Annotated in this window: 9 protein-coding genes; 8 read left to right on the top strand and 1 reads right to left on the bottom strand. The window is 39.0% G+C overall.

The features are described 5' to 3' along the window. Positions 1–1,598 (top strand): aminodeoxychorismate synthase component I (gene pabB, locus AC52RT_RS11135; protein ID WP_495540807.1); only part of this gene is annotated, 1,598 nt, incomplete at its 5' end. Positions 1,599–1,675: 77 nt separating this feature from the next. Next, positions 1,676–1,795: a DUF4023 family protein gene (locus AC52RT_RS11140; RefSeq protein WP_495540808.1), complete on the top strand. Its 120-nt coding sequence runs from the start codon at positions 1,676–1,678 to the stop codon at positions 1,793–1,795. A 56-nt stretch (positions 1,796–1,851) separates the two neighbouring features. On the opposite strand, the gene AC52RT_RS11145 is transcribed toward AC52RT_RS11140, so the two are convergent. Further along, positions 1,852–2,052: a cold-shock protein gene (locus tag AC52RT_RS11145; protein WP_040375127.1), complete on the bottom strand. Its 201-nt coding sequence runs from the start codon at positions 2,050–2,052 to the stop codon at positions 1,852–1,854. A 310-nt stretch (positions 2,053–2,362) separates the two neighbouring features. On the opposite strand from AC52RT_RS11145, the gene AC52RT_RS11150 reads away from it, so the two are divergent. The 6 genes from AC52RT_RS11150 to AC52RT_RS11175 form a co-directional block, all read left to right on the top strand. After that, positions 2,363–2,749 carry a sporulation protein gene (locus tag AC52RT_RS11150; RefSeq protein WP_495540809.1) on the top strand — a complete coding sequence of 129 codons (387 nt, stop codon included), beginning with the start codon at positions 2,363–2,365 and terminating at the stop codon, positions 2,747–2,749. A gap of 99 nt (positions 2,750–2,848) precedes the next feature. Then, entirely contained in the window at positions 2,849–3,976 is a 1,128-nt protein-coding gene (locus AC52RT_RS11155) for a serine hydrolase (RefSeq protein ID WP_495540810.1), read from the top strand. Positions 3,977–4,146: 170 nt separating this feature from the next. Then, a complete protein-coding gene (locus tag AC52RT_RS11160; RefSeq protein ID WP_495540811.1) occupies positions 4,147–4,485 on the top strand; it encodes a metal-sensitive transcriptional regulator in 339 nt (112 codons plus the stop codon). A gap of 16 nt (positions 4,486–4,501) precedes the next feature. Continuing rightward, on the top strand, positions 4,502–4,708 hold the full coding sequence (copZ, locus tag AC52RT_RS11165) for a copper chaperone CopZ (RefSeq protein WP_495540812.1): 207 nt from the start codon (positions 4,502–4,504) through the stop codon (positions 4,706–4,708). A gap of 56 nt (positions 4,709–4,764) precedes the next feature. Beyond that, positions 4,765–7,176, top strand: a complete 2,412-nt coding sequence (locus AC52RT_RS11170) for a heavy metal translocating P-type ATPase (protein ID WP_495540813.1) — start codon at positions 4,765–4,767, stop codon at positions 7,174–7,176. 156 nt (positions 7,177–7,332) lie between these two features. Beyond that, positions 7,333–7,718, top strand: a 386-nt coding sequence (locus AC52RT_RS11175; protein WP_495540814.1) for a VWA domain-containing protein, incomplete at its 3' end; no start/stop codon positions are given.

Below are 7,718 nucleotides of genomic sequence, written 5' to 3' on the forward strand. Positions count from 1 at the left end.
ATCAAGGCTATTATGCTGCAGGCTTTCTGTCTTATGAAGCAGCGCCTGCCTTTGATTCTTCTTATAAAGTAAAAGTAGGCGGCAGCGTGCCGCTTATCTGGTTTGGTATATTTGAAGCTCCAGTCAATGGAGAAGCTTTAACAGATGATACCGCTCATTATGAAACGACAGATTGGCAAAGTGATACCAGTGCAGCCGACTATGAGCAGGGCTTTCAGTGTATTAAACAAAAAATTGAAAGCGGTGATACTTATCAAGTCAATTATACAATGAAGCTGCGCTCTTCTTTTAAAGGAGATGCTTTTGCTTATTATCAAGATTTAACAAAGGCGCAGAACTCAGCTTATAGTGTTTATTTAGATACCGGCGATATAACCATTTTATCAGCATCCCCAGAGCTTTTTTTCGATTGGAAAAACGATGTAATTACCACTCGTCCGATGAAAGGAACTGTTAAAAGAGGATATTCAAAAGAACAAGACGAGAGGCAGAAGGAATGGCTCCGTCAGTCAGAAAAGAACATAGCAGAAAATCTTATGATTGTCGATTTACTGCGTAATGATCTAGGTATAATCGCAGAGAATGGATCGGTCCATGTCGATGAGCTCCTAACGATTGAACAATATCCGACCGTGTGGCAAATGACGTCAACCATCACCGCCAAAACAAGTCCTTCCGTTACGTTTTTTGATTTATTTAAGGCCCTCTTTCCATGTGGATCGATAACAGGGGCTCCCAAAATAAGCACGATGGAGGTTATAGCAGCTGCCGAAAAGTCTCCCCGTGGTATCTATTGCGGGGCAATTGGGTATCTAACACCCAATCGAGAAGCGGTTTTCAATGTTCCCATTCGGACTGTCGTACTCGATAGGGAAACTGACGAACTGGAATATGGCGCGGGTGGAGGAATTACTTGGGACTCAGAGATTAATGAAGAATACAAAGAAGCCTATCTAAAAGCATCTTTACTAACAACTAGTACACCCGACTTTCAACTACTTGAAACCATTAAACTCGAGAATGGACAGTATTATTTGCTTGAACATCATTTAAAACGGCTGTTGAAATCGGCTGACTATTTCGGGATAAAGTTACTACTGATCGACATTCAAAATGAATTATATCCATTCGCTCAAAAATACCGTACGGGCCTGAAAAAAGTGCGTCTGCTGATTAACAAGGCTGGAGTTGTTACAATAGAATGTAACGACATTGAAAAGCTGAGCGGAGTAAAAAAGGTAAAATTGGCGGATAAGCCTATGAGTAAAGATAATCCGTTTCTGTATCATAAAACGACACATCGATATATGTATCAAGCTTTTCAAGCAAGCTTTCCCGGTTATTTTGATGTACTTCTCTTCAACGAGGAAAAGGAACTAACAGAATTTACAAATGGTAACCTTGTTCTAGAGATTAATAATGAGTATGTTACACCGCCGATACATAACGGACTCTTACCGGGAACTTTTAGAGAAGAACTGCTGATAACTAAACAAATTGTAGAAAAAACAGTCACGTTGGATGATTTGCATCGAGCATCGGCCATCTGGTTTATTAATAGTGTGCGGGACTGGGTTGAGGTGGAATTGTCTTACTGAGCTGTCTTTCCTCTAAGTCTGTATGGTTTAAAGGGTGAATGGTTAAAGTAAGACCATTCACTAAAGGAGGGGTTAAAATGGAAAGCACGAATGAGTTTGTTAAAAAAGTCGTGGAACAACAGCAAAAGCAAAAAAAGAATCAAAAACGTCAGGGAAAAGGTCACCCGGAATTTAAGCTTCCTAATAAACAGCATTAACTAAAGGATGAAAAAGAAAAACAGACTCTCAAACGAGAGTCTGTTTTTTTTATGAATTAGGCTTTTTGTACGTTAGTCGCCTGTGGGCCTCGTTGGCCTTGTTCAACTTCGAAGGTTACTTCTTCGCCTTCTTCAAGCGATTTGTATCCTTCACTTTGAATAGCAGAGAAGTGTACAAATACATCGTCGCCATCTTCCCGCTCAATGAATCCAAAGCCTTTTTCACTGTTAAACCATTTTACTTTACCACGTTCCATTTTTGTTGCCTCCTAGCACTTGTGTAAATTGCAACTGTAGTTGCGTATATATTATTGCCAGAAATTATTATCTTTAAACATATCTGAAACAAATTTTTAGGATTAATCTAAAGTAATAACTGGTAAATGTTTGTTGACTTTCAGCATTCCGCATACTAGAATATGCTTATCCAATGGAAAAATACATTTGATTCTGTTTATACGAAAGTTGTTTTGCGCTACTTGACCACAGGCTTTTGTAAATAACATTTGTGATGAAGGGTACCTGTACTGCTCCGATGCAGACAGCAATAATGGAGGTTCATTTTACTTGTTAACAAAATGTATGAATTTATTAAAAATAGGCTCGGCTTCGATTGATTTGGTACTTCACAAAACTGAATTTGAACCTGGAGCAAATGTTAAAGGTTGTTTTTACCTTAAAGGCGGATGGGTGAAGCAAAAGATAAAGCGGTTAGAATGCGATTTGATTGTAAAAAACAGTGAAACAAATCAAGAGACGATGGTGGAAGCAGCCACGACTATTTTGATGTCTAAAATAATTGATTCACACTCAATGTGTGAATTTCCGTTTTCCTATAAATTGCCAACCGATCTTCATCACTCAGAGTTTCTGAGCTATCGCTTTCATACCAGACTAATTTTCACCAATGAAATTAAACAAAATGATCATGATGAGATAAAAATTGTACGCTGACGTACTACGAATAAAGTCAATTGGGAGGCCTATATAGCCTTCTTTTTTTATGAGAAATAGGGACAGCAAGTCCTAACTATAGATAAGGGGTGCAGGCAGGTGGTCGTAGCAATTGGAATTATTGTGGTTATGATTATGTCTATGTTTACAGTAGCAATCATCATGATCGGAAAGCAGTCTAAAAAGACAAATCCAGAGTATTTTCATACATATATGCAACAACTAGGTACCGATTTTGCTTTCTCTTTAAAACATAATGGAATTGTAGAATGTTCGGTACATGAACATAAAAAAATGCCGCTGGCAAGCACAGTGAAATTAATAATTGCGATGGAATTTGCTCGTCAGGTTTCTGAAGGACAATTAGACAAAAATGAACAGATCTCGTTGACTGAGCTTGATTTATTTTACATTCCTAATACTGATGGCGGAGCACATCCTGAATGGCTGAGTCAGGTAAGACAACAAAAACTTATTCATAATAACCATGTCAACCTAATTGAAGTAGCAAAAGGGATGATGGCATTCAGTTCGAATGCGAATACAGAGTATCTATTGCGGAAGCTGGGACTTGATGCAATTAATCAACAGCTAGCATTATTTAATCTTCGAGATCATGATGACTTGTATCATTTTTGTGCCGCAGTCATGATTCCTGCTTATTTAGAAGAACAATATGAAAACGAACAGGTTTTGGACAAGCTGACAAAGATGTCTCACGAGGAGTATGTGTTACTTGCTGGGCAACTTGCTGCTGAACTTGCTGATGGTAAGCTGCAGGAGCTGAAACAAAAGGTTATGCCTATGTCAGAAAATCTGCAGAGAATATGGTCAGACCGTCTTCCAAGGGGAACGACTTCGGACTATCTTCACTTGCTGGAATCCATCAATCAAAAAGCATTTCTTCCTAAAAACATGCAGGCTGTTTTGGATGAAATAGTAGAAACAGCTATGACTAATCCGCGTAATCAAACGTGGTTGAAGCATGCCGGGCAAAAAGGCGGATCTACAAAATGGGTGTTTACGTTGGCTGCTTACTTTACAGATCATTTACACAATACAACCGAGCTTGTTTTCTTTGCCAATGATTTGGAACCCCTGCAGCTGATGAAACTACAAGAAAACGCAAATGAATATATGGTGAAGATTGTGAAGGATCAGGAATTTTTAAAAACATGTGCAAATGTAAATCGGGAGTATGTAGTACCGTTAAATAAAGCCGAGTAATCTATTGGATAGACTGTCAAGAACGACTGACAGTCTCTTTTTTTTTCATTCGAAGAGAAGCGGATTTCAAAACGATATTATGAAAGAGTAAAGGGCAGATTAGATAATAAGGTATATTCATTTACATAGGGTAGGGGGGTATGCTACAATTTGGATAAGGAGTGAGTGAAATGGATTTAGAGATACTGCCATCGGACGATAGTGCTTGCTGTACTTCGGATGATGAAACCAGGAAAAGTCATCATTCCGACAAAACTAAAAAGGATTTAATTACGCGTCTTAATCGAGTAGAAGGTCAAATCCGAGGTATAAAAGGACTCATTGAGAAAGATACGTACTGTGACGATGTGATTAATCAAATTGCATCAACACAAGCAGCCCTCAATGGGGTAGCAAAGCTCTTGCTTGACCGGCATATGAGAAGCTGTGTCGTAGATCGAATCAATGAAGGCGACTTAGATGTTGTCGATGAAGTGCTCATAACTATACAAAAATTGATGAAAAAATAAAGGAGAAGTGAAGAGAATGGAAAACGTAACATTAAATGTATCTGGGATGTCTTGTGGGCATTGTGTAAAAGCTATAGAGGAAAATGTAGGAAAGCTTAATGGCGTGAGTTCAGTCAAAGTTGACTTAGATACAGGAAAAGTCGAGGTTGCTTTTGAATCTCAAAAATTGAGTCTTGATACAATAAAAGAGACAATTGATGATCAGGGATATGAAGTTAAGTAAGGAGGGCGCATGTCGTCCTTTTTTTCAATTGATTTTAAGAAAGAAGTGTGGGAATCATGGCTGAATCATTAAAGGAAGCAACTATGCAAATTAAAGGCATGACCTGTGCAGCCTGTTCAGCAAGAATAGAAAAAGGATTAAATAAAATGCCAGGTGTTGAAGACGCCAATGTCAATCTAGCTCTAGAAAGATCAACGATTCATTATGATTCCGGCCAAATAAGTGCTGCAGAACTAGAACAAAAGATACTTGATCTCGGTTATGAGGTGGTAAAGGAGAAGCGTGATTTCGCCATTACCGGCATGACCTGTGCAGCTTGTTCAGCAAGAATAGAAAAGGTACTCAACAAAATGGAAGGAGTATCATCTGCTGGAGTCAACCTGGCGATTGAAAAAGCAACAGTTGAATATAATCCAGCTCAGACATCACCGAAAGAGATTGTTCAACGTATTGAAAAGATTGGCTACGGTGCGATTATTGATGATGCAAAAGAGGCAGGTGACTATCGCCAAAAGGAAATTCAAAAACAAACGACTAAATTAATAGTTTCTGCGGTACTGTCTTTTCCATTATTATGGGCGATGGTGAGCCATTTCTCCTTCACCTCTTTTATTTATCTGCCGGACTTTGTAATGAATCCATTTGTGCAAATGGCTCTGGCTACACCTGTTCAATTTCTAATTGGCTGGCAGTTTTACATGGGCGCATACAAGGCGTTACGGAATAAAAGTGCCAATATGGATGTATTGGTCGTTCTCGGAACTTCAGCTGCTTATTTTTATAGTGTTTATCAAGCAATTATCTATCAAAATAGTCATCATTCAGCACAATTATATTTTGAAACGAGTGCCGTGTTAATTACGTTAATTATTCTTGGTAAATTATTCGAAGCAAAAGCCAAAGGACGCTCTTCAGAAGCCATTAAGAAACTCATGAATTTACAGGCTAAAACAGCAGTAGTTATCAAAGATGGCAAAGAAATTGAAGTTTTATTAGAAGACGTTATCAAAGACGATATTCTTGTCGTTAAACCAGGCGAAAAGATTCCTGTGGATGGAATGGTTCTTGAAGGAAATTCGGCTGTAGATGAATCTATGTTAACTGGAGAAAGCATCCCAGTTGATAAAATAATCGGCGATGAAGTAATCGGTTCAACAGTTAATAAGAATGGTTTCTTAAAAGTACGCGCCGCAAAAATTGGCCGCGAAACAGCTCTTGCACAGATCATTAAAGTGGTAGAAGAAGCGCAAGGCTCGAAAGCACCTATTCAACGACTTGCGGATAAAATATCTGGCATTTTTGTACCTGTTGTTGTTGGAATCGCTCTTGTAACTTTCTTGATATGGTTTCTTTTAGTCCAGCCGGGAGAGTTTACAGACGCCTTGGAAGCCATGATTGCTGTCCTCGTGATTGCTTGTCCCTGTGCACTTGGCTTGGCTACACCTACTTCTATTATGGCAGGTTCAGGACGGGCAGCAGAATTTGGTATACTATTTAAAGGCGGCGAACATCTAGAAACAACGCATCATATTGATACGGTCATCGTCGATAAAACAGGAACGGTGACAAACGGTAAACCAGAATTAACGGATGTAATCATCGAAGGACCATGGAAAGAAACAGAATTCCTATCTTTTGTGGGGACGGCCGAGAAACAATCCGAACATCCACTAGCAAAAGCGATTGTCCAAGGGATTCAATCAAAAGGTGTCTATTTAAAAACAGTAACTGATTTTGAAGCATTTCCTGGCTATGGTGTTCGGGCCATAATTGATCAAAAGGTAGTATTAATTGGTACTCGGAAACTGATGGTAGAAAATAAGATTGAAACTGGATCAGCTGGTACTACAATGGAAACGCTGGAAAGCGGCGGGAAAACAGCGATGCTGGTCAGCATTGATGGTCATTATGCTGGACTAATTGCTGTCGCCGATACGTTGAAAAGTACTTCAAAGGATGCCATTGACCGCTTAAAATCAATGAATATAGACGTGATTATGATTACAGGTGACAACAAGCGGACCGCGGATGCGATTGCAAAAGATGTGGGGATCGACCACATAATTGCGGAAGTCCTTCCCGAAGGAAAAGCAGAAGAAGTCTCGAAACTTCAGCAAGCTGGTAAGAGAGTAGCAATGGTTGGAGATGGAATCAATGATGCACCCGCGCTGGCATCTGCTGATATTGGCATGGCTATTGGGACAGGAACAGATATTGCGATGGAAGCAGCTGATATTACGCTTATCAGTGGTGATTTAAATAGTATTGCGGATGCCATTTTAATGAGCAGGGAAACAATGAAGAATATTAAACAAAACCTTTTCTGGGCATTTGCCTATAATGTAATAGGCATACCAATTGCTGCGATAGGTCTGCTTGCCCCATGGGTAGCAGGGGCTGCAATGGCATTTAGTTCCGTTTCGGTTGTATTGAATGCCCTGCGCCTGCAGAAAATCAAGTTAAAATAAGAACCATGTGAAGCGAAGAAATTCGCTTCTTCTTATATTTGGTATCGCAAATGGTATTAATTATATCGAGTACTTTAAAAGTGCTAATTGAGGTTGAATGCATATGGATGCATGTATTTAGCATGTTGAAATAATGTGAGGAATGAGGAGGTTAATATGTCTACAATCAATTTACAAAAGAAAAATGTGCAAATTGTTTTAGAAAAGAAACAATTAACTAAAGTAAAAGCCAGAGTGGGTCTAGTACTTGATTTAACAGGTTCAATGAGAAAAATGTATAATAACGGAACTGTGCAAGAGGTAGTGGAGAGAATTCTTGCGATTGCATCCCAGTTCGATGATGACGGTATGCTGGATGTTTGGGTTTACGATAATGAATATACCCGGTTAGATTCAGTAGATGAAAAGGATCTCATGGGATATGTCGAAAGAGAAATACTCAACAATAATTCTGTGCATAAATTTGGAAGAAACGATGAAGTACCTGTAATGAAGGATGTACTTAAGAAATACATAGAAGAAGAACCAAGTGTTGATCCTGC

The sequence above is a fragment of the Peribacillus sp. genome, from assembly GCF_059453735.1.